We start from the raw sequence: 26,640 nt of genomic DNA, 5'->3' as shown, positions 1-26,640 counted from the left end.
TTGGTTTGTATGGACTTGTCGGTTGCAATAATTTCATATAAAATCCTGACAAATTCCGAGATTGTGTTGCTTCCGCTTAACAATTGAAATTGCTTGCTGCATTTTTCAATAATATTTGTACTGTCAGACAAATATATGTCAAGACCGTTGTCATCTACTAACGGTTGAAGCAATAAAGGAACATCTATGCAACTTTTCAGGGTAGAACGCCATAACGGATATATCGTAAAAAATAGTTTGTAATCCCGATTCGGAACTTTGACAAATGTCAAGCCTACCAAAATACACTCAACCTTATGGACATAACTTTTAGATGTAATACCCTTTAAGTTGAACACGGCACACAGTTGTTTTGATAATTCCTTATTCTCCATACTCAATGTTTTGGTTTAATGCGTATTCTTTGGCTTTTTCTTTATCAAACGAATCGTCAAGGGGGAGTATTGCCACGCCATCCTCTGTTGTTTCGCCATTATAGAAATCTCCGTAAATCACAATCGCCCCAATTGAGTCCAACGGGGTGAAGGATTTTGGATGAACAAACTTATATCGCTGTTTCTCTACTTCAAGCAGACCCTTCTTCTCATAAAGAATGGCACTGTCGAACCCTATAATTACCGACGGTTCCTTCATGATATATTTGTCCGTTTCGCAATACACGGCATCAAATGTCAGGAATGTAAAGATTATGCCTGCAATCGAGAGAAGTATCCAACAAAAGGCATATATCCAAGAGATAGTATTTATACACCGCTTTTTACCGCGAATGAAATATACCGCACAACCTGACAGAGCAGTCATCCAAAACAGTACATATCCCAACCGCCAACGCAACTGCAAGCCTTTCAACACCATAAAGAGGAACAGCACCAGCATCACGGCATGAAAAGCTACCAACAATATCTTCTGCCACTTATTCATAATACCTGTGTTTTATCTGATTAACGCGGATTCCCTCTTTGTTTTTCATAACCAGTTGTTTTTAAGGACGCGTCGTGAATAAATCGGGGCGTAGAAAAAACAGAACCACACGTTTAGCAATATATATCCGGGCGTGTCTTGTTTTATGGCTATTGCTATATTGCGTTGTATGAACACAGAGACAGCGATAATCAAAGCGATATAAAATATACCGCCTATTTTCGAGTCAATCAGTGGCGTATAGAACACTGCCGCTAATGTATATAGCAGCCAAAACAGTTGCACATTGCGAAGGAATAGATAGACCTTGCGCTTTGGAAATGTCTCCGATGCCTGTTTGCCGTCTGCCTTGCCGCTCAGGAAATATAAACTCAGGAAGGGATTGACAAAGAAGTTTCCGCAGAGTATCAATGACAGATACCTGCCACCGTATCGTACACGGCTAATACGGATATTGGCAAACAACAATCCCATCGCCGAAGCCATAAGCAGTAGCTGTGCTACTTTAGCCACATCAGAGTGCAGCCATAACTTACCGTCAAGCCACCCACCACTTATCCCGACAATAAGGACAGCAGCGTAAACCAGCAATATAAAATTACCGACAATTGCAGTGATATATAATGATTTATTCATTCAAAACCGGTTGTTAATGCTTTAATGGTATAATTCCAACTCATGATATATAAAAAGAATTACAAGCAAAGCGGCTCCGATCTCTTTATACTTGCTCCTGAACGCAAAGACCACATTTTCCGTCTGTAAGAATATCAGCAATATATTTGCGACCAACAGACACCAATTAATCTTAGTAGACCCTCCGGCAAAAAGAACAGCGAAAGAAAAGAAGAACGTAATCGCGAACAATACTACAATTATCCATTTCGCCCGATAAATCAGTTTCAATGCTTGCCTCCTTTTTATTATCCCTGACAGATTTTATCGGAGCCGGTCTAACAGCTTTGTTTGGCATTACGTTTTCAAGCATGTCCCTGACGGTCTGCTGAACTTTGATTTTTAGATATACCGATTCTTGACGTTTATGGTCGATGGTTTTCACATACAACGTATTGTTGTCATGCCAGAAGATAGTGCTAAGCCCGGATTCTTCGGTCTGACAATAAGGTCCTTCACCACTGTATTGAAGACTCTTGTATGACTCAAATTCATATATGAAGTTTCCTTCGCGACGAAAGAATCTCAAATCTAAGGGCCAGTCGCAATCATAACCGACCTGCGACACATAAATCCCATTGGTGTTTATCGCCGTGGGACAAGCCGCGCGACAGATATATTTACCGTTCTCAGAATCAAACCACCATATTGCATCGTCATGCGGCGATTCAGGGATATTGAAACCATATAATTTCAGTTCAGGCAGAAATGTTAGCCATCGTTTGTTAAAACCAAAATCCGAGTTATCATAAATAGCATATATTTCTTGTTGCCAAGCAGAATCAAGACGTTCAAATTTAGCTTGCGATTCCTTCAATACCATAGAAACAATATCATTATCGGCAATGGTATCAGCCGGAATGACATTATAGCGCGAACACTCTCTTTCGGCTTTAACATATTCCGTTTCGCTTATTTTCTCCACAGAGAAAACTGTTTGTGCGGACGCAACAGAAGCATACACCATCACAATCAGCAATATCCAAAATTGTTTATCGGTCAGTTTCATATATCAATCTGTCGTTTTCTTTATAGTTCCAAAACTTACGGTAGCAATTGCCTTGACCGTCATAATATTTCCATTCTCCAAACATACACCCTAAATATTCAGCAGGATATACATACCTATCAAATGCTGTCCAGCCTTCCATTCGTGTTTGCTTATCAGGAGATTTAATTGTCAGATATCCGATCGAATCACAATGTATTGTAATATCCGACAATATACTTAATATATTGTCGTTCCTTGTAACGCTATCCAATGTAAAAGGTATGCTGAACCTATAAGATGATACCGGATTTAATATGTCATGGATTTTCTTTATTTGGGATAACTCATAGGCTTTTGTTTCAATTTTGAACCATACCATATTATCCGGTTCGTTTTCCCACTGATGAGCAGGACTATAAAATTGGTTTATAATAGAATCTTCCTCTTCATTGAAAACTTCTACCAAATAACTGCCATCAGATAAATTATAATATCTGAAACGAATATCTATGCCCATGTTCCCCTCATATAAATAGCCGTTGATAGTTTGCTTAAAGTTTAATTGAGACATTGCTTCCGGCAACGTATGATTAGATACGTTATACGATTCAATTCTGCTTATTATACTGTCAAGGTTTTGTTTAATATCGCTTATCCTATGATCAGCTGTGCTATATCCCATAAGAATGATACCACAAATAGATAGCACAATTATTATTACAAAGCCTATGGCAATGGAATATGATACTATTTTCTGACACCTTTTCATCGCTTGCCTCCTTTCCGGTAGATAAATTGATTGGGTATGACATCGGACTCAGTGTTGTAACGGGCAAAGAATGGCAATATATATTCTGTTAGGTCGCGCTCTATTTCGCTCCTTAGTTTCATGACATCCGTGCCTGAGGTGATACAGTACCATTTATCCTCTTTGACCGTAAGCAAGCCGCCGATTCTCTCCCTGACGGCGCACTCATATTCTTTTGGGAAAGCGGGTCCGACTCCGGTGTGCTTGAAATCCTCATGTTCAAGCCAAAATCGCTCTGTGTATATGCCGAGGTTGAGTGTGAATCGTATTTGGCGGGCATTATTCCATTTGTCATTCTGAATGTTCATGCAATAGCCTATCGAGCCGTTGCTCTTGAAGAAATGGTTGCCGCGCTTCTTGAAATCATCCTCCTTTAGGAAATCTGCAATCTTATCAAATATAAATTTGCGCTTCTCTTGAATATCCATTTTAGGCAATGATGGTTTATCAAATCGAATCATGATGCCTAATGCCAGTAAAACAACAGCCCCGAAGAATGGAGTGTGCCATGTAATAGTCCACTCGGTAGGACTGCTGTATCGACCGGTCACGATGCTGGTTGAATCAACGCCGGTTACAAACATGAAGATTCCTATGCAAAGCATTATCGCCGAGCATACCATAAGGATGATGAATCCTTGACGTTGAATCCTATTACCGTTGCGATTCATGTGCTAAAAGTTATTGCCTTACCATTGCTGTATTATGTAAATAACCGATATATAATCCAATAAAGAAAAGTATTGCTAAAAGGACTGGATATAAAATCGCGAGCGTTTGATACATGGTCTTATCATAAATATCATGCTCTTGGGCTATTGTTTTATATTGTTTTCTTCTCAAAAACAGCAACCATGAGACCGCCAATCCGAGAATGAACATAGCGAAAATGGTCATTTTTATATCATACTTCTGCAAAATGACAAGCCCTATCACGTCAGCAAAAATTGCTATAAAACCTACTATACCAAATAGAGGAACCAAGAGACACAGCACAGCCAAAACAGGCACAAAGGATTCATCATTTTCTTTGCGCTTCTGCCACCAATAATATTGGTAAAATAAGGCTCTTAGCAGTTTCATTTGAGTCTATTATCTGTAATTAAGCAAAGTTACAACTAATAATCGACATTCGATGTGACAAATGTCCCATCAGGGTATGAAAATCAGCGCGGAGATTAGCCGCGGCATAATCATTCAGCACAGACGGGTCAATCCTCGGCATGAAGTCGTTAAGCCGTGCATATTTCGGGTGTTGTTTCGTCTTATCCTCAGTTGTTCTTGTTGATTAGGTTGACGATGACTTTTACTATTGTGTCCTTTTCCTCAGTGCGGCTTTCTGCTATCATAAGGGTAAGGGCGACGAGGGTGTTGTCGGCGATGCGTTTGGAGCCATCCTCATTGTAGAGAATGCCGTTGCCGTTGAGGAACCACAGGAACAGTGTGGCGGCAATGCGTTTGTTGCCGTCGCTGAATGAGTGGTTTTTGGTAACAAGGTACAGGAGCATGGCAGCTTTTTCCTCCACTGAGGGATATAGGTCAACGCCACCGAAGGTCTGGTAAATCTGACCGATGGAGCTTTTGAAGGAATCGTCCTTTTCGTTGCCGAACAATGTGCTGCCACCGAATTTTTCATGCAACTCGCGGATGACTTCCATGGCGTTTTCGTAAGTGGCATGAAACGACTCTTTACCGGTGGTGTCCTCGATCTTCAGTTCCTGATAGTCGTAGCGGTCAAGAGTGTCGAGGGCGTATGTGTAATCGACAACAACATCGAGCAATGAACGGCTGTCCTCCGTAAGCCTTTCCTGATTTTGGATTGTGCGGCCGAGCACTTTTATCAACTGACTAAGCTCGTCATATTTCTGTGCAGCTATCCGCTCGTTTATGGCATAGCCTTGAAGAAGATACTGCTTCAATATCTTATTTGCCCAGATGCGGAATTGAGTACCACGTTTGGATTTAACGCGATAGCCAACAGAGATAATAACATCAAGGCTGTAAACCTGAGTCGGTTTGTACTTCGACAGAGTATTATGCAAAATTTGCATATTACTCTCTTTCTCCAGCTCGCCTTCCTTGAAAACATTAGAGATGTGGCGGGCAATAACTGACTGATCTTTGTCAAAGAGTTCGGCCATCTGCCCTTGGCTCAGCCATACGGTATCATTCTGAACTGTCACATCAATCGACATATTTCCGTCCGGCGCCTGATAGATTACGAGCTGTGAATTATTTGTTTCCATATTCAAAATTACAATTTATATTTTGATTTGTAGCTGTTTCCGAGTAATAATAGTCAAAATACTTCGGATTTTGCGCCATTAGCGATTGCGTCTATCTCGTCGGCGATTTCGTCCGAGGAGAGTTTGATATAGTCCATAAAGGTCTTTTGTGTCTTGTGGCCGCTGACGTGCATCATCTGGACTATGGAGTATTTGTGGGTTAGGTACATGTTGGTGATTCCGCTACGGCGTGCTGTGTGGGTTGTCACGCACTTGTAGCGAGGCATTATCACCTCTCCCTTTTCGTTGTGCTCGACAACGAGTTTGCCGTCCTCCACCAGTTTCTTCTGCTTTTGAGTAAGTTTGGTTACTACCATCTTGCCGAGTGTCGGGACCGATTCGGACAGATTTTTCAGAATATCTTTGATGTAACGGTTGAGTATCACATCAACCACCGAAGGGAGATTGTAGGCGTATTTATCACAGATGGCTCTGAGATTGGGATTCATTATCGGAATCTTTACCTCATTGCGCGTTTTCTTCTGAACGAGTCGTATAACGGGTGTTCCCTTCGCGGTCGTCGTGAAACAGTCTTTGTCGATGTCGTTGTAATCGCTCACTCGCTGACAGGTGTAGCAGCCGACAAGAAAAATATCTCGTACCTCGTCCTGTTTACCTGACAATGGCATTTCGTATAATGCCTGCAACTCGGCTTCGGAAAGGTAAATTTCTATCGCCTTGTCTCCATCCTCGATTTTCTTCTTGGAGAAATATTGCATGGCGCGGTCGTTGTCGTGGATGCCGTCAAGGTAGGCGTAATTGACAATGGCGCGGAGATCAACAAGATACTTGTTCTGTGCCGATACCATGTAATCGTTCTTCTCCATAAAAGCAAGGAACTTGGTGACGAAAGCACGGTCAACTTGATACCATGTGAAACGGTGCTTCTTGTCGAACATGTCATAGAGTTTCCGGAAACTGAACCATGCCTTGACTGTCCCCGGTGCATATCTGTTATGTCCGTTCAGCCTGGCACCGCTCTTTATCTCTTCACAGAAGTGGTTGAGGAAATTCCATATTTTGGCACGCTCGGCGTCGATACCTTCCTTTATCAGTCGCTCCTGGTCCGCTTTGATTCTCTGTTCCTCTTGCTGACGCTCTTCCTCCTCGCGTTTGGCTTTCATTATTGCCTCTGCCTTCTTGGGATTGGCGATGGCAAGGATTTCCGCTTCGACATGAGATTTGTCGAAAGACATACCTTCGACCTCGGACTTTACAACAAGCTCAATCCTGTTGAGGGAATCATGCAGATTGAAATTCGCACGTTGGTGTCGCATCCATTTTTCAGGGCACGATAACGCACCTTTCCATTCAGCCACATTCACGCGGATTTGAGACGAGAAGAGGGTGTCAACCTTATGTTTCTTGTTCTGCACCCTAAAGAAAAGGGTGGCTATTTCGTTCTTTTCGTCCTGCTTGCGGATGAAGAACCGGGAAAGAGATTTTGCCATATAAATCAAGGTCTGATTCCCTTATGAATCTGACACTGCAAAGTTAGTGACTTTTCTTGAATAGTCACTATAATAGTCACTATCTTTCTTGAATCTCTTACTATCCGACTAAATTGAAAATGATTTAATTCGCTTTATTATCAGTATATTAGCATTAATTACAATTTAAGCTGATTGATAATAATTTAACTTTTATATTGCTGGTGGCACCACAGAAGGCTGCTAATTCTCAATGAGTTAGCGGTCTTTCTTTCATCCATGCCCCTCCGAGTCACCATAAAAGTCACCACGCCTACCTAAATTGCTGAACTATTGTCGGTTATGCGTGTCGCAGTGTGCGCATATCTATTTCACCTGACGCACAATTCACTTATAATCAACACAAATTGAAGCATTATTCATAGTCATTCACCATCATTCAACCCCACGCCACAGACTCCCAATCCCAAACTTTAACAGAGTTTAACTATAATCGGCGTCAGAAAATGTGGTGACCTCAACCAAAAATCAGCCGGGCCACCCAGGGCAACCGCATCAAAATAAATAAAGATTAAGAGTAATTTATATACAATTAAGAAATCACATCTTGACAAACGTGTCTCATGCTGTTATTTTATAGGCATGAGAAAACAACTTATTGCGATTTTTGATGGGGTCAGAGACCCTCGGAAGATAGATAAATGCACTTATGAACTTGGAGATCTCCTTGCAATCGCCTTTCTGACGTACCTTACAGACAAGAAAGATTATGCCGACATGGAGCTTTTTGCCAAACACAAGGCAAGGGATTTTGGTCTGTTGCCCTACACTGAGCAGAGTCCGTCAAGGGATACCTTTGAGAGATTGTTCGGAATATTGAAGACGGACTATCTGGAAAAGTGTGTCATTGAGCAGGGACGCCATATCCTGGATTTAATGAATGAGAAACAGATTGCCATCGACGGTAAAAAGGAGTGTGGCACAGCACCGAGAGAAAAGGGACCGAAGGGCGACTATATATTGAATGCATACGTCACAGAGAATGCCCTGTTTATTGGACAGGAGAAAGTGACGGACAAAGAAAACGAGATCCCCGCCATCCCGAGATTGCTTGACAAAATTGAAATCAAAGGGGCAGTCATAAGTATTGACGCGATAGGAACACAAGTCGATATTGCGGAGAAGATAATAGGTAAAGGTGGACATTATTTTCTTGCCGTGAAAGAGAATCAGGCAGGACTATTATCTGAGATAAAAGACGTTATACGATATAATAAGCCGACATCAACCTATAGCGAGACTGATAAGGAACATGCCCGTGTGGAGACACGCACCGTGTCAATATATCCTGCCGATAAAATTGAGGACAAGGAAATACTCAGCAGATGGAAGTGCCTCAGGACGGTGGTTAAGGTGGACACCAATACCTGTCATGTATCTGAGGGTGGGCGGCAAGAGACTCAGACAAGGTATTATATCAGTGATGAGGATTTTCCGTCCGCAAAATATTATGGCAGTCTTGCCAGAGGTCATTGGGCCATTGAGAATGGCCTTCACTGGCATCTTGATGTCACATTCAAGGAAGATGAATGCCGTGCCCGGAAACTTAATGCAGCACAGAATCTGTCTCTGCTTAGAAAACTAGTTCTTCAGGTAGTGAAAGCTACTGATGACAGACTCAGCGTAAGGAAAAGATTGGTCAGGGCATCCCTTGATTCTGAATATTTGTTTACACTTCTAAATAATTATGGATTTTGATGCGGTTGCCCTGCGGGCCACCACGCCAAATGGTTAAAATGTGATAAAAAATTCGTAACTTTGCAGAATATATGAGACATTGGTTCTTCGTCATATTATTATTTTGTGCTGCGGTTATGGTTTCATGTTCGCAGTCGGGTAAACAGCGGCAAATCCTTTCTGACGCGGAAAGGATTGTTGAACTATATCCCGATAGTGCATTGTCAATGGTGAGCGATATTGATGTTTCTGACATTAAAAATTCAGACAATAGAGCGTTATATGGTCTTGTCGTAGCGGCAGCCCATAAAGCTAAGGAGAGTTCCATGGCTTCTGATTCGCTAACACAATTCACTTTTCACCACTACCGCGACAAAGATTCTGTTCGTTTTCTCAAATGCGGGGAACTATATGCCTTGCATCTTTTTTGGAATAGTAATGGCGAGTCAGCACTTGCATTGTTGGACTCATTGGTAGCGTTACCATACGTTACGGATGGCATCGAGATTAAATTACTACGAACGAGAGTTGGTATTGGAGGAACGTTATATGACTGTGATAACAATATAAGATTTCTCAAGCGACTATTGACTATTGACAATGACTCCGTCTCAGAATGGTATTACAAGCAACAACTTTACCTGAACTACACTTATACAGGACATGCTGATTCTGCGTTGATTTATATTAACGAATTAATCGACCATGCCAAGTCGAATCATCTTAGTGAAGAGGAATTTGAGCTGAAATATGAAAAAATCGCCGTCCTTGAAGAATTAGGTGAGTATGATGAGGGCAACGCCTTGGCAGACTATATCATAGACAACGCTCCTGATAACTCCATTTTGCATTTTGTCCACCTATGGAAAGCGTTGAATCATTTCAATATGGGTGAAATCGAAATTTCAACACGGGAGCTTGCATTGGCAGATAGTTGCGTACAAAATGTGTCAAGAGAAGAACGAAAGTATTATGAAATTTTTGCCGGGCATCTTCGTAATTTCTTGCAGTACCGTAAGGACGGGAAAATACGGATTATACAGTTGGCGGCATTAACCAACAATCAGCGAGATAATTTCTTCAGAATGGAATCAACAAAGGTTGAGAACGAGAAGAATACATTGAGAGCTGAAAACCGAGCTTTGGAATTGAAATCCCAAAACCAGCGTAAGACAGCGATCATCATCATAGTCATTCTGATTGCTGTTATCATCGCTATAACTGCTGTATGGAATATACAGAAACGCAGACGCAAAATAATTGAAGCAGAAGAGCGAGTAGATGCTCTGAATAAGATGATTGAAGAACTTAAGCAACCGATCCCGACCTCCGGGCATGAAGCATTACGTCGTGCAATGCTTCAACAGCTCGGAATAATCAAAATGGTAGCAGAGACTCCGACCGAACAGAATAGAGAGATGCTTCGCAAATTATCCTCAATAGAAAGCGATACCAACGGCTCGCTTGTCAATTGGGATAATCTCTATGAAATTATCAACAATCTATACTCAAACTTCTATTCAAAACTACACACCAAGTACGCAGACATGCTCACTGAAAAGGAAGAGCAGGTCATAGTTCTTTTTGTGGCAGGTTTCTCAGCAAAAGAAATCAGCGTCATAACATCTCAGTCCACTGCATCTATTTATGTCCGTAAGTCTTCTATCAAAAAGAAACTGGATGTGCCGGAAAAGGAGGATGTGATAGCATTTATCCGTCAGGAGCTTTCCGTTTAAGGAGGTTTTAGATTGATAAAGTCTTATTTTAGATTTTTACATCATATATGCTTTGATAATCAATATATTACGAATACTATTTTAGATTTTTAGGTTTGGCGTTAAGATTGGTTTAGGTGTAATTTTGCGGTATCAAAATCAAAAACGTATCGTAAAATGAACGCAAAAATCTTCATCAAAATCTTGGTTGTGTTGATTGCAATCATTACCACAACCGCAGCCGCCGCCCAGGAATCAATGGACACCATTGCGGCTCAGGAACTCAACGAGGTTGTAGTTCAAGCTCCCAAAGTGATTCGCAAGGCTGATATGGATGTTTACTATCCATCGCAGAGCGCAGTTGAGAATTCCCGAAACGGAATGCAGTTGCTCAACAATCTTATGATTCCATCTTTGACTGTTACCGAAGCTCTCGGACAGATTAAAGCTGGCGGTCAATCAGTGCAGGTTCGCATCAATGGTCGTGAGGCGACTATCGATCAAGTGAAGGCTCTCTTACCGGAAACCATCAAACGTGTGGAGTGGATAGATAATCCCGGACTTCGTTATCATGGCGCAAGCTATGTGCTGAACTTCATCATTGCCAATCCAACACTTGGAGGTTCACTGCAAGCAGAAGGGCGACAGGCTCTGAATACGGCATGGGGCGATTACTTCGTTGATAGCAAATTCAACAATGGGCGTTCACAGTTTGAAGTAGGTGGTATGTTCAAACTCACAAACAACGTAAAGACCTATCGGGATTATCATGAGACTTTCACATATCCCGATGGCACTTCTCTGACACGCACAGAAACGCCAATCGGCGGCCAAGTTGATAATACTTTTGGTCGTCTATGGGGGTCGTACAGTTATATCAAACCTGACACCACAATATTCTATGCTGAGGTCAGTGCAGCTCCGACTTTCTCAGATAATATGACATACAATGGATTGTTATCCTTGAGTGACGGAACTGACGATATAATTCTGACAGATTCGCATGGGAACAATGGAACCGTCCCAAAATTTTCAGCATATTTTGAACAGCATTTTAGAGGTAAGCAGACACTTGTCGTTGACTTCAATAGTTCGTTTTACTTTGGTAAGTCCTATTCTGATTACATTGAACAGTCATCAAACGTATCCGGCAATTATCCCAGTGACATACATACGATGATTAAAGACCGTAATCAGGCTTACGCCATCGAGGCAAACTATATCAAGAGTTGGCGACGTTCTAAATTCACAGCCGGAGCATCCTACACTGCAAACCGAAACCGCTCAGTGTATGAAAATCTTGGTGGAGAGGTGTTCCACCAACGTCAAGATAAAGTTTATCTTTTTGCCGAGTATTTTCAACGCTTAAATAAATTCACTTTCACAGCTGGACTTGGAGCGCAATACACCGATTTCTTATTCAAGGAAACCAAGCAGGGCAACCAGTCATGGAACTTGCGTCCACAGGCTTCACTGTCATATCGCCTCAACCAAAGCAATCAGTTCAGACTCAGTTTCCAATCTTGGCAATCGGCTCCATCTCTCGCTCAGACGAATGTGGCACCGCAACAAATTGACGGCTTCCAATGGAGAATAGGCAATCCCAACCTGAAAACATCAACTTCTTATATGCTCACTTTCCGCTATAATTTCAGCTTGCCGCGAGTGGAAGGCACATTTGGAGTACGAGCATTTACCAGTCCCAATGCCATTACTCCCTATCTATATTGGGAAACCAATCGCCTTATTACCTCCTATGAAAACAGCAATGGTTTACAGAATCTTACATTCTTTTTATCTCCACAGGTTGAGGTTATTCCCGATTGGCTTATGGCAAGTGCCCACTTACAATACCGCGTGGAGCGAATGAAAGGCACAAGCTACAAACTCTATAACCATAATTGGAGCGGTAATGTAAGTCTGATGCTTTCACATTGGGGATTTCAACTCATAGGCCAGTATGTCCGTGCTCAGCATGACCTTTGTGGAGAGAAAATCAGTTGGGGTGAAAATCTATCCATCGTTCAGCTATCATACAATTGGAGGAATTGGCAATTTGGTGCTGGCGTAATCATGCCCTTTGGCAAATACGACCAAGGCTCAAGAATGCTCAGCAAATGGAACACCAACGAACAGCACATGCGCCTCGATATGAGAATGCCCTATGTAAGCGTTAGCTACAATATACAATGGGGCAGACAAAAATGCGGTGCAGACAAAATAATCAATGCTGATGCTACGATTGAAAAGTCTACCGCAGGTGGTAGATAAAAATCTGCCAATCATAAAAATAACTACTATCTGTTGTGAAATAAAAGAAACGAAAAGTCAAAAAAATGCAACTCAAATGAAGAAAATACTAATTTCTATGATGGTACTTGCAATGACAAGCGTTGCGTTTGCCGGAGACTGGCAGACGCAGAAAGGGTACCGCGGTGACTTGAACTGAAAAAAGTTGACACTTTTGGGAATCCAACTCGAAAGAGCCAATGAAAGAAGTTCTAAAACGAGACTTAGTTCTCAAAACAGACCCGGAAACCCAGGAACAATACTGGAGCATGGGGATTAGGACAGTCAGTAAACCTGAAGAGGAAGATCGTGTTAATGCAGTCCTCGACATCCTAAAAGGGGACAAGACAGCCGAGGAGGTCAGAAAAAAGTATGACATCACCTCAATAAACAGCATCTACACGTGGATAGGAAAGTACGTAAGTCAAGAAAAAGTGTTATCTTTGGAGGAACAAACTGAAGAAGATATGGCCAACAAAAGCAAGGACGACCAGATCCGAGAGCTGAAGGCAAAACTTAGACGAAACAAAACGTGTAAAGTAAATCGGTTCAACGCCTCTGGGCGTGTAAACCACATTAGTTAATCGCTCTCAAATCTGTCAACACTTTTCAGAGAAGGTCATCATCTGATGACTCTATTTTAAATTTTTGACATTTATGTCGGTTTTTTAAATTACAAAGTTAGTGTAATTACATTGACTAACCAAATTCTATTTTGAAAAATGGGCATTTATGCCAATTTTTCAAAATAATAGTCAAGGTTGTTCAAATTCTATTCCGAAAAATTGGACATCTGACCACTTTTTCGGAATAGACCAAATTAGATGGTCACCACATCTCGCTGTCTTTCTTTGACATTGCGGCGATTTGGCTCATGTTGGTATATCTAATATGTATTCGCCGATTTTCAATTCATCGGCGATCTCCTCGGAGGATAGCTTGATGTAATCCATGAAGGTCTTTTGGGTCTTATGGCCGCTGACGTGCATCATCTGGAGCATGGTATATTTATAGGAGAGATACATGTTGGTGATTCCGGTGCGTCGGGCGGTGTGGCTCGTCACACAGGCATAGCGCGGAACAATCACATTGCCGTTGAGGTCGGTTTCGGCTTCCTTACCCTCCTTTTTCAATGCCTCCTTTTGCTTCATTGTCAAGCGGGTCGGCACTTTCTCAGCGAGTGTGGGCACGGTTTCTGACAAATCTTTGAGGATATTCTTGATATAGCGATTCAACACCTGCTCGTTGGCTTTCGGTATGTTGTAGCCGTATTGGGTGTCAGGCGAAGTCCGTCACCATTTGTCGGCATAACGCCGCCAACAATGAAGCCTGTCACACCTCTCTCCGCTTTCACCGATTCATAAAAACTTACCGCTTCAACCCGTTGCCCAGCCTTGAAGCGGTAATAGTGTGATTGTGTACTTTATTTGAGTTTAGGATTTTAGCTATATTCTAAAACACAATTCCTTGTGATAGTTAGTTCTGCGTGTCTGCGATAACCATTCCTTCGCGTAAGGCTCTCTCTGTTTCTTCACCCTTTGTGGCTCGGACAATCGCCATTGCAAATTCAATTGTGGTACCGGGACCTTGTGATGTGATCAGACGGTCCGAAACCACAACATCTTCCGAGCAGTACCGTCCTCCATGCTTTTCAAATTCCTCTTTCAAGAAGGGATATCCTGTTGCCACTATTCCGTCAATGATGCCGATTGGACCCAAGACAAGTGCGGGAGCAGCGCAGATCGCAGCAATGCGTCCATCTTTATCCCAATGTCCTCTGACAAAGGTCTGAACTTCCTCTGCCAGATTTACGGCATCTTCGCTTTTGTCGGCTCCAGGGAATATCAGCCAATCAACCATTTCGGTCGTTATTTCAGAGATAGTTGTGTCGGCCACCATCAAATTGCCGGTCGCACCCCTTACTATGCGGTTTTCAGTCATGGATACTGTGTAAACTTCCATCCCGGCACGACGCATTACATCCACCGGGGCAAGAGCTTCGATTTCATCAAAGCCTGTTCCAAGCATAACCATCGCAGCCTTTCCCGAAGGTTTTGTCGGTGCCGGAATCTTGATGCTGATTTCAGTCATAATTTGTAATTGTTTTAAGATTTTGTTAACTTTGCAATGGATAACTGCTATCCATTTGATAGTGCAAAATTACGATACATAATCCTATCAAACAAGAGGTTACTTTGGAAGTAGCCACTTACTTCAAACTCACTTTTAGTCAGTATCAATAAGATGAAAGTCGAAAAGATTTCAGAAAAATATTCATGTGTGGCTTCATGCCCTATGCGTAACGTCATTGCTCATTTTGCTAATAAATGGTCAATGCTTCTGCTCGTCATACTTGATGAATTTGGAGTTATGCGTTTCAACGAACTGTCGAGAGCCATCCCCGACATCTCGCCAAAAGTATTGTCGGGTCACCTGAAAACACTTGAATCAATCGGACTTGTGAAACGCATACTCTATGCGGAAGTTCCCCCTCGAACTGAATATGAACTGACCGAACTTGGCAAATCACTGATTCCGATTCTAAACCAATTATCAGAATGGGCACGGCGGAATCTGGAAAAAATAAGTAAAAACTTGCGGAAACGTGACTGATTACCTTATCCGCGTTATCTGCGTTTACTCAGGCTTATTACGATTTTGCATTATTCGCTCGAAATTATCGCGTCCCCAATTTATCAATGCCTCCACATGAGGCAGAAGTGTCCGACCGAAATCCGACACAGAATATTCTACGCGCGGAGGAACGTCAGGATACAATTTTCGCTCGATGATACCGTCTGTGGTCAGTTGCTTCAGTACTTGCGAAAGCACTTTTTCCGATACCGACGGAATGTTACGGTAGATTTCATTAAAACGCACCGGCTCGTTCTCGGAAATCTTCACGAGAACGACCAACGCCCACTTGTTGCCTATCCATTCAAGCATCGGGGCTGCCTTGCAATATTCATAATCTAATTTTTTTGCCATTATGCGTTTTACAAAACTGATTGAAAATGAATAAAACAAACTTTTCGGTAAGGGTCAAACCTATCGGTAAGTTATTGTTTCCGCTCTGATATTGAGCTAATTTTGCAGCACAAAGTTAATAAAAAACGATGAAATATGATATATCCTGAATTACATTTCACGGGACAGGTGTGGCGGCCTCCATACTAAGCCAACTCCCAGCTGCTGCAAATAACATCGGGCTGCACATGGCATAAATGCAAATTCTGTTCGCTCTACCATGGCACCACGTTCAGAATGTCGCCGCTGTCTGAGGTGGAATCCGATCTGAAAGTCATCCGGGAATGGCAGCCATGGGCACGCCGCGTTTATCTCACTGGGGCAAATCCTTTTGCTCTGAGCTATAACAAACTGATGGAGATTGCCATCCTTCTCCGCAAATACCTCCCCTATATGGAGTCATTCGGAATGTTTGCCCGGGTCACGGACATTACGCCTAAATCGGTAGAGGAGTTGAAAAATCTCCGGCACATGAAGCTCGACAGCATCAACATTGGCATAGAGACCGCCCACGACCTCACACTGGAGCGGATGAACAAAGGTTATCATGCCTCGGATATTCTTGAGCAGCTATCAAAGCTTGATGAAGCCGGAATACGCTATAATGTCTTCTATCTGAATGGTCTCGGAGGAAAGGGATACGGAGTGGAGAGTGCGATTGCCTCGGCTGACTTGCTGAACAGGCTTCATCCCTGCATTATCAACATAGTGTCATTGACTGTCTTTCCAGAATCTCAGCTCTATCAAGAGGTGTTGGACGGAACTTATGAGGAAGAACCGGAGATTGAGAGGTTGATTGAGATGCGCACGTTAATCGAGCAATTGAAAATAAAAGTCAACCTGTTAGGACACCATGTTTCCAATACAGTCCCTATAACCGGAGCATTGCCACATGACAAAGTAGCGATACTCCGTGAATTTGACAAGGCGATAGCCGAATTTCCTGAAGAGGAGCTGAAAGCCTATCGCAACAGGATATGGCATCTGTGAAGATTCTCCGTCTTGTTCAGCCTGCTCATTTTGGGCAGGCTTTTATTTCCCTTTGTAATTGCGTTTGATTTCACCAATCGACTTTCCGCCGATACCGAAATTCTCATCGGGCAGTTCCTTGATAATGACAGTGAAGAACTGCACCGAGATGTGGGTAATCTCGGACGCAGTGGTCGTGAGCCGCCCGATGAGATGTGTCTTCTGCTCGTTTGTCAACTGTCCGCTTTCAATAGAAATGTATGGCATAATATTTTCACGTATCAGTAACACTGGGATATGAGCCAAATGTTATCGAAACGTCCGGCTTTCAAATTCTCATAGTAAAAGATTACATAAAGCCCAAACGCAATGAAGAAGGTATCTTTTGAAAGAAAGTCCTAATCTGAAAAAATACTTCCTCCAATAAAGGGGTGATAACCAACATCACCATTAACATATAAGGCACTGACCCCATATTCGCGACTTTGAACGGGTTACCTCCAAACGAAGTGAATGTCTCCGTATTAATTTCATTAGCCCTATATATGGGTGTGCATGCAATCAAGATTCCTGCACTTAATATTCTCGTCACAAGCCAAAACAAAAGGCGTACTCTAAAATCCATTTCTTTGAATGATGGAAGTCAAAATCGCCACCACCCAAAAAGTGTCAGACAAAAGAATCGGGGTCAACTATGCGGAAGCCGATAGCATTGAAAATAATAACGCCGAAACCAACACCATTGATGCACCCTCCACAGAGTCAAAGAAGTCAATGGCAGCAAACCCATCTATGAAATATACCAAGCACTGCAGACAACGACACTCCCATACAGGTCTTTCGGAATATAACTAATCAAGAGGGATGAGAATTGGAATCAGGAGAGTTCTCATTCCATTTTAATCATTTCTATTAGGGAAGTTTTATTTCATTTAAGTCTATAATATGATGAAGAATAGCATATACAGTCATTCCTGCTACTGAATGAATATTGAGTTTCTCGCTAATATTTTTCCGATATGTAGTGATTGTATGAAATGATAGGTGTATCTTATCAGCGATTTCCTTTGTTGACAGACCTTGTGCAATCTCTCTCAATATCTCCTTTTCCCTATATGTAAGCACTTCAGAATCCGAGATTTCTTCTTCAGTATGGCTATCTTCACTCTCTAACCTATTTTTAAGTTCCTTTTCCAATCTTATCACCTCAGGAAACAATATCTTGTTTTCCATCTCGCAATGTTGAATCAAATCTCTGCCGCACAGCATAAGTTCAAGAAGCGCGGAATTTATCATCTCATTATTTTTCTGTGTGTATTTGTAAATAAACAGCTCTTTCAAGTCATTCAATTTCCCCGCCATGTGGTCATGCCGCATTGAAAAATCCGTGATATTGAATTTATCAGTAATATCTCCATTCACCAAGTTCTCAACGTATGAGAATATTACGGTATCCTCATATCCCATGTGATTCTTAACCTCCTCTATATAAGTGTCGTAAAACTTCAGTATTACCATTGATATTTCAGAAGTTTCAATGCCATGTATGCCTTCAATCAATGTCCTCTTGATATTAGGAAGAGAGAAGTTAATGAAATGGATATGTGATTTTCTCAAATATCCGACCAAATACATAAGCGACACATGGTAATTCTCCCAATTTTTACCTGCGATATAATTTATCACGGCAAGAAATGTATCTGTATGAACCTCATTCTGCTTACATACCTCTTCAACGGTACTGTCTCCAAAACCGAGGGATATATCAAATCTATTGAGAACAATCAGAAGCCGATTATTGTCCTCAATTATGTCACGAAGGGTGTCTTGTCGCGTATATGTATTGTTATCCTTGATCATGTTTTTTTGTAAATTTTCCCGAAGCAAAGTTACTATAAGTGAAAATGTCCCACAATCCCATAAATTAGGGTATTTTTTTATGTTAAAGAAATGCACTATCTCTTGTTTGGACTATTTATCCTCTGAAAATTCGCCAATTTTAGGAATTGATTGCCATTGATTCATACTGTAATTTTGCATCTCGAAAATTAATAAAACAATCAAAATAACATCAGTACAACATGAACAAATTTTTGCTTTTAATGCTGGCAATTGTCAGCTTATTCGCTACCTCGTGCAGTAGCGATGACGAGCCGGAAATCAACTATGCCAAGGATGTGGCATCTGTATATTCCGGTTACACCAACGCTTCCTCAACTTACTTTTCAGATATGATAAGTGAGAATCAGTCTGTGAAAGTAGAGATTGTAAGCAACACAACCGTCAACGTGACCTTTGATAGCGACACATGGGGACATACGGTTATCAGCAACGCAGAAGTCTCTCTTTCATCCGAGGGATTTATCATTTCAGGCAAAGGAGAAGCCGAAATATCCGGACATGGTGGCACAAAAAAATATGAGTGCAATCTTAATGCCGTGATTGGGAAGAACAAGGAGAATGCAAAGTTCGAGTTCTCCATACCAAGTGTGATGGGAGGCCTGACGGTAAAATTCATACAAGGCGAAGCTCCGGCCAATCTTGTGGTAGCCGGTACATACGATGGTTATACGTCAACCTCATCCGCCTATTTTAAGGATATGATAACAGTCGACCAAAAAGTAATGGTAACGGCAAATGAAGATGGTACTGTTTCAATCAGTTATACAAGCGATACATGGGGCGAGGCGAATATATCCAATATCACAGTAACGAAAACCGGCACTGGTTATACCCTCGGAGGCAAAGGAACGCTCGCGATGCCCTCAATGGGTGGCGGTGAACCGAAGAACTACGATTGTGATTTTTCAGGTACGATCAGCTCATCAAAGGACGATGTGGAAATGTCATTCTCTGTTCCGAGCGTGATGGGAGGAACTGTAATTAAATTCATTCTCGGCCAAGCACCGGCAACAGAATAAGATTATTGATGATCACGATAAAAACATACCCATTTATACTGTCGGCGGTCATGATTTTCATGACCGCTTGCAGTTATACCAATCACTTTCTTGATGAAGAGGGTTTGGATCCGTCAGCGCCATATCGTACTATGGCTGATCTGGATGCCACCGCCTACGACTCATGGACATATATAAATCTTGAGACAGGCGAGATTGAAAAGCATAAGGATTCAGGTACGTGGTACTATACCGGTACGGAACAGACCAAAAAAGAACAGACTACTGAAGAAGTCGGTATAAATTGGCACATAGCTGTTCACCGGTACGAGATAAAGACAAACAACGGATCTGCCGTCAATACACATATTCCTGACATAGAGAATGTCATTGCGTTGCCTGATGGGAAGTATGAGGAAGATGAGACTGTTAATTATTTTACGGAATCAGCAGTTGAAGGTACCACTCCATATCTTCTTGTGATGGATATGAGCGGAATGATGGACGGCAATATAGGATATGCCCTTGACGGTCAGATAAACCGGGTACTATGTGACGCGGTGACCCGTACCGAAACTGGAGGGATGCCCCCCGTGCTGTATGGAACAACCGGCGAGGTGCTGGCAATCAAATATCCCGATGGTGATTGGGCTGCAATCAAGATTACGAAAACTTACGGAGGAAGCGATGGCGCAAGAAGCGGCATGATGTCTTTCCAATATAAATTCCATAAATCAAAATGAGTAGGATTGTTTGCTTCATACTTGCCGTCATTATGGCTATCAACTTGAAGGGAGCATCAACCGAGGGATTCTCCAGCCACCGTGAAATAATCGGTTATGTTGTCGATGAGAATAATGAGCCTCTCCCCGGAGCCTCTGTTCGTGTGCAGGGAACGGTGCTTGGAGCTGTCACAGATACCGATGGTAAATTCTCTGTAAGATTGAATGAATCAGGAAATGTGATTCTTCAAGTGTCTTTTATGGGATATAAACCTGTCACCGTGGAATCGGATAACATTACCAACACACCGATAAGACTTCTTCCCTCCAACCAACAACTTGATGAGGTGGTAGTGACAGGCTCTTTTGTTGAGCGTCCTTTGAAGAAAGTCCCGGTACTTACAAGAGTCGTTTCCCAACGGGATATTCAGGCTCTTAATCCCAACAGCATAGAGTCACTACTGCAATATGAACTGCCCGGAGTGCAGATCGGGTTCAACTCCATGAGTCAGCAACCGGAAATCAAGTATCAAGGAATGGATGGGGAGTATATCCTTTTCCTTATTGACGGTGAACGTGTGAGTGGCGAGGGAGCGGACCATAATGTTGATTTTACACGTTTCAACATTGATGACATTGAGCGTATTGAAGTGATAAAAGGGGCACACTCCACCATTTACGGCTCCAATGCGCTCGGCGGGGTGATAAACATAATAACAAAGACAGCAAACCGCCCTGTATCAGCGAATCTGAGTGCCAGAATATCCAATGGCTACGGACAAAAATACACGGGATCGGTTGGAGTTAACAAGTATAACCTTACCACATACACAAGCCTCACTTATCGCACAGCGGACACTTATACGATTGGAGATCCTGAAAGTGCATCCACCACAATCTGGGGCTATAATATCTGGGATTTCACCCAGAAACTTGGCTATAAATTCAATGAAAAGATTTCCGCAGATTTGAAATTCACAAATTATTGGAACCAAAAGGATATACGTACAGGCAGACTCTATCAGGAATATAACCGTGACTACACCTTAGGCGCAAAAATAAAGTATCTCCCTGCGACCAGTCATCAGATTACGATAGGGTATATGTTTGACAACTTCTGGAAAGACCATCATTTCTTTCGTGCGGATTCGACAGCATTGAATTACCGGAATATCCGTCAGACTCCGAGAATTGATTATGCCGGGAAATTCGGTAATGTAAGTATAAATGTAGGATCGGAAGGTGACATTGAATACCTGAAACACTATATGTTCAAGGACAGTACCCACTATACCAATCACGCAGTTGCCTTCTATGGACAAGGCGAATGGACTCCGATTGCAGAACTTGACATAGTGGCCGGACTCCGGGCGGATTGGCATCAGAAATACAAATGGCATCTTACTCCAAAATTGTCCGCCTTATATAAAGCATGGGATGCTGTGACATTCCGATTGGGATATGCGCAGGGATTCCGGTCTCCGTCACTGAAAGAACTCTACATGGAATATGATATGGGAGGACTCGGCTGGTTCATGATTTATGGAAACCCCAATCTCAAACCGGAGACAAGCAACCAATATTCGGCCTCCGTGGAATTCAGCAGATGGGGGTTGAACACTTCCATATCCGCTTCACACAACCGATTCAGCAACAAGATCGAGTATCTGATGCTGAGTGACGGCACAAGCGACATGCAATATGTCAATGCTGACAAAGCGCGGACCACTTCGATTGAAACCATACTTCGGTATAATTTCAATTTTGGACTGACACTGACGGGTTCATACGCATTTACCGACGATTACAGCAATGTTGACGGTCACAACACATCTTCAACCCGTCCACATTCAGCCACATTCAGTGCCATGTATCAGAAGAAATTCAAAAAGGTGTCATTGACCGCCTCTCTCAATGGTCAGTGGGGATCGGCTTTCGACACCTATTCCCGGTCATCGGAGGCTGATGTGAATGGAGAATATGCTTGGGAGAAACGCCATTACGATGGCAGGACTCTTGTCGCCATGAATGTGGGCGCCACCTTCCCGCGCGGGATATATGTGAATCTTGGTATCGACAATCTATTCAATTACAAGGACAAGGCTACCGACAGCTCACTTCAGACTCCACAGAGAGGTATCTCCTTTGTCGGCACTGTCGGCCTTAACCTTGCCGATATGTTCAAATGGTAAAATCATCATGAAACTAAAAATGACTAAAAAACAGATTATACTGGGATCAATCGTTTTACTTTTGGTGTTTGTATTTATTTTTTCGTGGGTGAAATGGATCTCGCCCACAAAAATTGCATTCCTGAATTATCAACCCATAGAGTTGGGGCAGATAGCTAAAGCCAACACCAACGGATTTATAAAGATCAAGGAACTTTCCACCGATGACATTGATGATGTCGGTGACTATGACATGGTCTTCATAAACGGGATGGGGCTGCGGATAACAGAGGAGCAGCGGACTATCATCCGTAAGGCTGCTGAAAATGGAACTCCCGTTTTGACCACTATGGCCACCAATCCCGACAACAATATCTGCTCAGTGGATTCATTGATGGTAAATGATCTGAAGGAGTATCTTTCAGGAGGCAGAGCAAATTACCGAAATCTGCTTGAATATGTGCGCACCTACATAGACTGCAAAGCCATGTTCACAAATGAGCCAGAAGAACCTGTGGAAAGTCAGTCATACCTGCTCTCGCATCCTGATGTGGACGATCCTGATGCTGAGGAGATAGGGTTTAACACTTTACGTGAATACAAAACTTATCTGAAATCCAGAAATCTTATTGCCGACAATGCTCCGAATATCATAATAACCGGACAAATGGGCGAGCCCTCGGAATTGATTGCCGCATTGGAAAAATCGGGCAACAATGTCTATCGCGTATGGAATATGCGCAAGTTCATAAATGACGGTCATGCAGATTCCATCTCTGTTGCCGCTGTTATAAATATGGCTCATGGCCGTATGGGTGACTATATGGTTGAATATCTTTCGGAGAATAATGTGCCTCTGTTCTGTCCGGTGAATGCAAATCAGCTTCAGGAAGATTGGGAAGCTGACAAGATGGGTATGAACGGAGGATTTCTCTCACAAAGTGTTGTCACTCCTGAAATTGACGGCGGCATACGTCCATACGCTTTGTTCGCCCATTATGAGAATGATGAGGGAATACGCGAGGTGAAAGCTATTCCCGGACGTCTTGACACTTTTGTAGAGACGGTGAATAACCACATATCTCTGAAGCGCACGCCGAACAAGGATAAAAAGATCGCTATCGTATATTACAAAGGACCGGGGGTATCGGCTATGTCGGCGGCAGGCATGGATGTCGGCCCGTCACTGTATAATCTCTTGTCAAGATTGGGCAAAGAGGGTTATTACCTGAAGAATCTACCATCTTCTCCTGCTGAACTTGAGAAGATGGTGCAGGCAGACCGTAGAATCCTTTTCGGAAATGTGGCCATAGTGCCCCAGCCATTGCCCAACCAAGGGGAAAACTCTTTCAAGATAATCCACGGCACAGATCAAGATCCAGAAGAAAGCTATATCAGTACGTATAAATGGATTTCAGACACACTTAAAGCCGATGCCCTCATCCATTTCGGCACACACGGTAGTCTGGAGTTCACACCACGCAAACAAGTGGCGCTGTGCAGTCAGGACTGGCCCGACAGACTTGTCGGACCTCTCCCTCACTTCTATATCTATTCCATAGCTGATGTCGGGGAAGGAATGATTGCCAAGCGTCGCTCCTACGCTGCACTGCAATCGTATCTGACCCCGCCTTTCCTTGAAAGCAACCTGCGGGGTGAGTATAAAGGGCTGATGGATAAAGTCGAGGTATACTTTAAGAATCCTTCACAAGCAACATCCCTTGATGTCAAGAAGAAGGCAGTTGAATTAGGTCTGCACCGCGATCTTGAACTGGACAGCATATTATCAACTCCTTATACAGAGGATGACATTCTCCGTATCGAAAATTTTGCAGAAGAGATTGCCGCTGAAAAGATTACCGGACAGCTTTATGTCATGGGAGTTCCATACGAGGATGCGAGAATAGGCACAAGCGTCTTTGCCATGTCTGTAGATCCCATTGCTTATAGTCTGCTTGCTCTTGACAAACTGCGGAATCCAGCAAAGGCAAAAAAAACGGAACGCAAAGGTCTGTTCAACCGTCTTTATCTTGAACCTGCCAAATCCATCGTGGCAGCAAAACTCAATTCCGGACACCCCGTGTCTGATTCGGAAATATGTGACATTGCAGGAATATCATCTGAGGAACTGAATGAAGCTCGTGAGATAGTCTCAATGAAAGATGCTCCCCAACGAATGATGGAAATGATGATGTCACGTGCTATGCCGGAAAGAAAAGAAGGCTCGAAAACGAATAACGGGAATATCGTGAAGGCGATGGCCACAGCCAAAAAGATGGGAGCATCCGATGAGCAGTTGGAGAAGATGAAGAAGGCAATGCTTGCCAAACGAGAAAAAACATCCCAATCAGGTAATGCAGTAGGTAAAAAATCCAATCCTCATGCCGACATGAAGATGAAAATGCCTGAGTATACACCTGAGCAGAAAGCCAAGGCCGCAGCTATTATGGAAGTGGAGCGTACATTGAAGAATATATCCAATTACTCAGATGTACTGAGACAATCTCCTGAAATGGAATTGACATCGCTGATCAACGCTCTCGCCGGGGGGTATGTCAAGCCATCACCGGGAGGGGATCCCATAGCAAATCCCAACTCGCTTCCAACAGGACGTAACCTGTTCGGAATAAACGCGGAGGCAACACCAAGTGAATCAGCTTGGAACAAAGGCGTGGAGATGGCCAAGAATACGATCGATATGTACCGCAAGCGACATAATGACAGTATTCCGCGGAAAGTCAGCTATACGCTCTGGAGCGGAGAGTTTATTGAATCAGAAGGTGCTACCATAGCGCAGGTGCTTTATATGCTAGGAGTGGAACCGGTCCGAGACGCTTTCGGCAGGGTCACAGACCTTCGGCTCATTCCATCCGATGAACTTGGACGACCGAGGATAGATGTTGTTGTGCAGACCAGCGGACAGTTGCGCGATATAGCTGCCTCCCGTCTTTTCCTGATAAACCGCGCTGTTGAGATGGCTGCCGCCTCTAAAGATGACAATTATGAAAATCAGGTTGCGCAGGGTATCACCGACTCGGAGAGGAAACTTGTCGAGCGGGGCATATCTCCTAAAGAAGCCCGCGCGATAGCGGCATACCGTGTATTCGGAGGCCTTAACGGTGGATATGGGACCGGAATACAAGGGATGGTGCAAGGGAACCAATGGAAAGAGGAATCGGAGATAGCCGACACTTATCTCAACAATATGGGCGCTTATTACGGCGATGAGGATAATTGGGAAGCCTTCACACAGTATGCTTTCGAGGCAGCCCTGACTAATACCGATGCAGTCATCCAACCCCGGCAATCCAATACGTGGGGAACCCTTAGCCTTGACCATGTATATGAGTTTATGGGTGGTATGAACCTTGCTGTCAGAAATGTCACGGGCAAGGATCCTGACGCATATCTCAGCGATTACCGCAACCGTTCCAACTACCGTATGCAGGAAGTGAAAGAGGCTATAGGTGTGGAAGGACGCTCCACCATATTCAATCCTACATATATAAAGGAAAAGATGAAAGGCGGCGCGGGCGACGCATCGACTTTTGCAGAGATAGTGCAGAATACATACGGATGGAATGTGATGAAACCTGCGGCGATTGATCCGGAGATGTGGAGTGAAATTTACGAAGTGTATGTCAACGACAAGCACAATCTTGGTATCCGCGAATTTTTCAAGGACAAAAATCCTTCCGCCATGCAACAGATGACTACGGTCATGAAAGAAGCTGCTGAAAGAGGGTATTGGAAGCCTGATGCCGGTCAGATTAACAATCTGGAAAATCTTAATCAGGAAATGTCTGCCACTATTTCATCTGCTTCAGAGCAGTCTGCCGACGATGGCATGGTCATGAAAAAAGAGGAAATGAACAATGTGGAGCATGCCACGGTAGGCAATGTCGGAAAGGTTGCTGTCGCAGTGGCTGTGGCCGCTTTAATAATCCTTCTGGTTGTGGTGGCTAAACGGCGTAGAAATTCCGCAAAAGATATGGAATGA

At 43.0% G+C, this 26,640-nt stretch carries 24 protein-coding genes; 11 read left to right on the top strand and 13 right to left on the bottom strand.

All coding sequences use genetic code 11. The features are described from left to right. Nucleotides 1-363: 363 nt before the first annotated feature. From E5331_RS07835 to E5331_RS07800, 8 genes are all read right to left on the bottom strand, one after another. Nucleotides 364-921, bottom strand: a complete 558-nt coding sequence (locus E5331_RS07835; protein WP_123483798.1) for a hypothetical protein — start codon at nt 919-921, stop codon at nt 364-366. A 45-nt stretch (nt 922-966) separates the two neighbouring features. Continuing rightward, complete coding sequence (locus E5331_RS07830; RefSeq protein ID WP_123483797.1) at nt 967-1,557, bottom strand: hypothetical protein; 591 nt, start codon at nt 1,555-1,557, stop codon at nt 967-969. Nucleotides 1,558-1,729: 172 nt separating this feature from the next. Next, the gene (locus E5331_RS07825; protein WP_123483796.1) at nt 1,730-2,605 is read right to left on the bottom strand and encodes a hypothetical protein; all 876 of its coding nucleotides are present in this window, start codon (nt 2,603-2,605) and stop codon (nt 1,730-1,732) included. Then, entirely contained in the window at nt 2,589-3,356 is a 768-nt protein-coding gene (locus tag E5331_RS07820; RefSeq protein ID WP_123483795.1) for a hypothetical protein, read from the bottom strand. The genes E5331_RS07825 and E5331_RS07820 overlap by 17 nt, the downstream gene beginning before the upstream one ends. After that, a complete protein-coding gene (locus tag E5331_RS07815) occupies nt 3,353-4,066 on the bottom strand; it encodes a DUF4304 domain-containing protein (protein ID WP_123483794.1) in 714 nt (237 codons plus the stop codon). Before E5331_RS07815 ends, E5331_RS07820 begins: the two co-directional genes overlap by 4 nt. A 10-nt stretch (nt 4,067-4,076) precedes the next feature. After that, nucleotides 4,077-4,478 carry a hypothetical protein gene (locus E5331_RS07810; protein WP_123483793.1) on the bottom strand — a complete coding sequence of 134 codons (402 nt, stop codon included), beginning with the start codon at nt 4,476-4,478 and terminating at the stop codon, nt 4,077-4,079. Between the two features lie 188 nt (nt 4,479-4,666). Further along, complete coding sequence (locus E5331_RS07805; RefSeq protein WP_123483792.1) at nt 4,667-5,641, bottom strand: virulence RhuM family protein/type II toxin-antitoxin system death-on-curing family toxin; 975 nt, start codon at nt 5,639-5,641, stop codon at nt 4,667-4,669. Nucleotides 5,642-5,694: 53 nt separating this feature from the next. Beyond that, complete coding sequence (locus E5331_RS07800) at nt 5,695-7,131, bottom strand: tyrosine-type recombinase/integrase (RefSeq protein WP_123483791.1); 1,437 nt, start codon at nt 7,129-7,131, stop codon at nt 5,695-5,697. Nucleotides 7,132-7,752: 621 nt separating this feature from the next. Here E5331_RS07800 and E5331_RS07795 point away from each other — a divergent pair. The 4 genes from E5331_RS07795 (at nt 7,753) to E5331_RS07780 (ending at nt 13,435) form a co-directional block, all read left to right on the top strand. Further along, complete coding sequence (locus E5331_RS07795; protein WP_123483263.1) at nt 7,753-8,868, top strand: ISAs1 family transposase; 1,116 nt, start codon at nt 7,753-7,755, stop codon at nt 8,866-8,868. 71 nt (nt 8,869-8,939) lie between these two features. Then, entirely contained in the window at nt 8,940-10,583 is a 1,644-nt protein-coding gene (locus E5331_RS07790; protein WP_135984402.1) for a LuxR C-terminal-related transcriptional regulator, read from the top strand. Nucleotides 10,584-10,739: 156 nt separating this feature from the next. Beyond that, nucleotides 10,740-12,833: a porin family protein gene (locus tag E5331_RS07785; protein ID WP_123484393.1), complete on the top strand. Its 2,094-nt coding sequence runs from the start codon at nt 10,740-10,742 to the stop codon at nt 12,831-12,833. A 218-nt stretch (nt 12,834-13,051) separates the two neighbouring features. Continuing rightward, nucleotides 13,052-13,435: a hypothetical protein gene (locus tag E5331_RS07780; protein WP_123484394.1), complete on the top strand. Its 384-nt coding sequence runs from the start codon at nt 13,052-13,054 to the stop codon at nt 13,433-13,435. A gap of 288 nt (nt 13,436-13,723) precedes the next feature. Here E5331_RS07780 and E5331_RS07775 read toward each other — a convergent pair whose 3' ends face one another. Both E5331_RS07775 and E5331_RS07770 read right to left on the bottom strand, forming a co-directional pair. After that, nucleotides 13,724-14,089, bottom strand: coding sequence for a hypothetical protein (locus tag E5331_RS07775; protein ID WP_135984401.1), 366 nt, complete (start codon nt 14,087-14,089; stop codon nt 13,724-13,726). A 238-nt stretch (nt 14,090-14,327) separates the two neighbouring features. Further along, complete coding sequence (locus E5331_RS07770; protein WP_123484396.1) at nt 14,328-14,942, bottom strand: DJ-1 family glyoxalase III; 615 nt, start codon at nt 14,940-14,942, stop codon at nt 14,328-14,330. 153 nt (nt 14,943-15,095) lie between these two features. Here E5331_RS07770 and E5331_RS07765 point away from each other — a divergent pair, with 153 nt between their 5' ends. Beyond that, a complete protein-coding gene (locus tag E5331_RS07765; RefSeq protein WP_123484397.1) occupies nt 15,096-15,464 on the top strand; it encodes a winged helix-turn-helix transcriptional regulator in 369 nt (122 codons plus the stop codon). A 24-nt stretch (nt 15,465-15,488) separates the two neighbouring features. Here E5331_RS07765 and E5331_RS07760 read toward each other — a convergent pair whose 3' ends face one another. Then, nucleotides 15,489-15,839 (bottom strand): winged helix-turn-helix transcriptional regulator, encoded by a 351-nt coding sequence (locus tag E5331_RS07760; protein WP_123484443.1) that lies wholly within the window; start codon nt 15,837-15,839, stop codon nt 15,489-15,491. Between the two features lie 201 nt (nt 15,840-16,040). Between E5331_RS07760 and E5331_RS07755 the strand changes: the two genes are divergently transcribed. After that, the gene (locus E5331_RS07755; RefSeq protein ID WP_338033516.1) at nt 16,041-16,868 is read left to right on the top strand and encodes a radical SAM protein; all 828 of its coding nucleotides are present in this window, start codon (nt 16,041-16,043) and stop codon (nt 16,866-16,868) included. 42 nt (nt 16,869-16,910) lie between these two features. On the opposite strand, the gene dmpI is transcribed toward E5331_RS07755, so the two are convergent. Continuing rightward, on the bottom strand, nt 16,911-17,114 hold the full coding sequence (gene dmpI / locus E5331_RS07750) for a 4-oxalocrotonate tautomerase DmpI (RefSeq protein WP_123484398.1): 204 nt from the start codon (nt 17,112-17,114) through the stop codon (nt 16,911-16,913). Between the two features lie 366 nt (nt 17,115-17,480). Here dmpI and E5331_RS07745 point away from each other — a divergent pair, with 366 nt between their 5' ends. Next, nucleotides 17,481-17,702, top strand: coding sequence for a hypothetical protein (locus tag E5331_RS07745; RefSeq protein ID WP_123484400.1), 222 nt, complete (start codon nt 17,481-17,483; stop codon nt 17,700-17,702). A gap of 57 nt (nt 17,703-17,759) precedes the next feature. On the opposite strand, the gene E5331_RS07740 is transcribed toward E5331_RS07745, so the two are convergent. Then, entirely contained in the window at nt 17,760-18,707 is a 948-nt protein-coding gene (locus E5331_RS07740; RefSeq protein WP_135984400.1) for a LuxR C-terminal-related transcriptional regulator, read from the bottom strand. 221 nt (nt 18,708-18,928) lie between these two features. On the opposite strand from E5331_RS07740, the gene E5331_RS07735 reads away from it, so the two are divergent. From E5331_RS07735 to E5331_RS07720, 4 genes are read left to right on the top strand one after another with little or no spacing between them, the layout of a single operon-like run. Beyond that, the gene (locus tag E5331_RS07735; RefSeq protein ID WP_123484402.1) at nt 18,929-19,768 is read left to right on the top strand and encodes a calycin-like domain-containing protein; all 840 of its coding nucleotides are present in this window, start codon (nt 18,929-18,931) and stop codon (nt 19,766-19,768) included. Nucleotides 19,769-19,776: 8 nt separating this feature from the next. Continuing rightward, on the top strand, nt 19,777-20,490 hold the full coding sequence (locus tag E5331_RS07730; protein ID WP_123484403.1) for an HmuY family protein: 714 nt from the start codon (nt 19,777-19,779) through the stop codon (nt 20,488-20,490). Then, a complete protein-coding gene (locus E5331_RS07725) occupies nt 20,487-22,661 on the top strand; it encodes a TonB-dependent receptor (protein WP_123484404.1) in 2,175 nt (724 codons plus the stop codon). The genes E5331_RS07730 and E5331_RS07725 overlap by 4 nt, the downstream gene beginning before the upstream one ends. Before the next feature lie 19 nt (nt 22,662-22,680). Next, nucleotides 22,681-26,640, top strand: a complete 3,960-nt coding sequence (locus tag E5331_RS07720) for a cobaltochelatase subunit CobN (RefSeq protein ID WP_123484405.1) — start codon at nt 22,681-22,683, stop codon at nt 26,638-26,640.

Origin of the sequence: Lepagella muris, from assembly GCF_004793975.1 — a bacterium.
Lineage (GTDB): Bacteria > Bacteroidota > Bacteroidia > Bacteroidales > Muribaculaceae > Lepagella > Lepagella muris.
The sequence above is the reverse complement of the archived record's forward strand: the minus strand, read 5'-3'. Positions and strand labels throughout refer to the sequence as shown.